Below are 1,844 nucleotides of genomic sequence, written 5' to 3'. Positions count from 1 at the left end.
GCAGGCTTCTGCATCAACAGTGATTCCCGTCTACTAGAGGCCCACCACAATAGTTAAGTTATGTGCGATTCATGTGGGAGCGGGCTTGCCCGCGAAGAGGCCAGTACTGACACACAGTCACTTGTGCAGCCAACTCAGGAAGCCACCTTTTTTCACCACCGTAGGCTTCTGCATCAGCAATGACTCCCGGCTCTGCCGCCTGAACCGCTGCAGTTTGGTCAGCGCCGACTGCACCTCGCCGCGCTCGACCAGGCAGCTGCGGACTTGCTCCTTGTCGATGCGGTACAGCACGCAGCCGGTCAGCGTGCGGAACTCCACCGCTGAGTCTTCGTCATCGACCAACCCTTCGATCGCCAGCACCTCACCCGGCCCCATGCGCCCAGCCTCGATCAGCCGTTCGCCATCGCGCACCGAGGCCGAGACCACGCCGCTGCCAATCACCAACACATGCTCGGACCGCTCACCCACGCCCAGGATCACCTGATCGGCCAGGTACTCCATGGCCGTCATGCGCTGGCTCAGCGCATCGCGCTCCTCACTGCTCAACGAGCGGAAGACCCGCACCTCGTCGAGCAACTCGCGCTGACGACTGCGCGGCGCCACGGCCAGGTCGACGTTCCACATCACCCCAGTGGCTTCCAGATGACGGTGAGCGAGGTCGAACAGTTGGTTGCGCACTTCGGTCTTGCGCGCCATATCGGCGATGAACCCGCTGGCTTCGTATTCCACTGACTCAAGCGTCGAGGCTTTCACCGTGACCTTGGGGGCGGGGTTGTCCAATAGCGCCGACGTCCCTTGCAGGGCCTTTTCCAAGGCGTCGAAGACCCGCTTGGGGCGGACTTTGGCCGGCACCACCACACTGATCGACACGCCGTTGCGGTCGGCAGGTCGGCTGTGATTGAGCAACTTGGCCTTGGCTGCCACCGAGTTAGGGATCACCGCCAGGCTGCCGCTGCCGGTGATCATGCGCGTGGCCCGCCAATCGATATCGATCACCTTGCCCTCAGTGCCATCGATCGAGATCGAGTCGCCGATCTGATAGGGCCGGGTGGTGTTCAGCACGATCCCGGAAAACACATCGCTCAGGGTGCTCTGCAACGCCAGGCCGATAACGATGGCCATCACCCCCGAGGTCGCCAGCAGGCCCTTGACCGGCAGTTGCATGACATAGGCCGCTGCCGCCACCACCGCCACCAGAAAGATCAACGCCCCCAGCACATCCTGCAGCAAGCGCCCGCCATGACTGCCGCGCGCCACCAGCAGCAGGCCGAACACCACCGTGACCGTGCGCGCACCGAACAGCCACCAGCCAATCGCCAGTACCGTCGCCATCAAATTGCGCGAGACATCATCGGCCCACGGCGGCGGTTGCAGCGGGCTCATGCCGGCGGCCAGCAATATCCAGCTGAACAGCAGGAAGATCACCAGCCGCGTAGCGATGCGCCAGGGCTGGCGCTGGAGCGGGATCAACTGCCACAGCAGCAGGTCGAGGAAGATCAGGCAGGTGCCGAGCAACAGCGGGTATGACTGGATGAAAGCCAGCATGACGGTCTCGGAGCGGGGGAGGGCTTTGGCTAGTAAAGAGCAGGTGGGGTGGACAAGCAATAGGGGAGCGTACTGGTTATCGGCTGCCGGCTGTGCAGGCCTTATCGCGGAGCAAGCCTGCCCCTATATGGGCTGCGTGGTTCTTGGAGAAGCGGGCTTGTCCCGGGATAAGGGCCGGGCGTGCCCTGCACGATCATCGTTCACAAAACAGAACGCTAAAGGCAAATTTCGCTATCTAGTGCGCCAAAGGTCTTGGTTTTAATCTTTCCCCATCAACGCGAAACACCCAACTCACTGAA

1 protein-coding gene is annotated in these 1,844 nt (G+C 62.1%); it reads right to left on the bottom strand.

Annotated elements, in window-relative coordinates:
- Positions 1-117 precede the first annotated feature (117 nt).
- Entirely contained in the window at positions 118-1,545 is a 1,428-nt protein-coding gene (locus ACI2JX_RS21110; RefSeq protein ID WP_404690921.1) for a mechanosensitive ion channel domain-containing protein, read from the bottom strand.
- Positions 1,546-1,844 lie beyond the last annotated feature (299 nt).

It is taken from the genome of Pseudomonas sp. NPDC088890 (assembly GCF_044900155.1).
GTDB classification, from domain to species: domain Bacteria; phylum Pseudomonadota; class Gammaproteobacteria; order Pseudomonadales; family Pseudomonadaceae; genus Aquipseudomonas; species Aquipseudomonas urmiensis.
The sequence above is the reverse complement of the archived record's forward strand: the minus strand, read 5'-3'. Positions and strand labels throughout refer to the sequence as shown.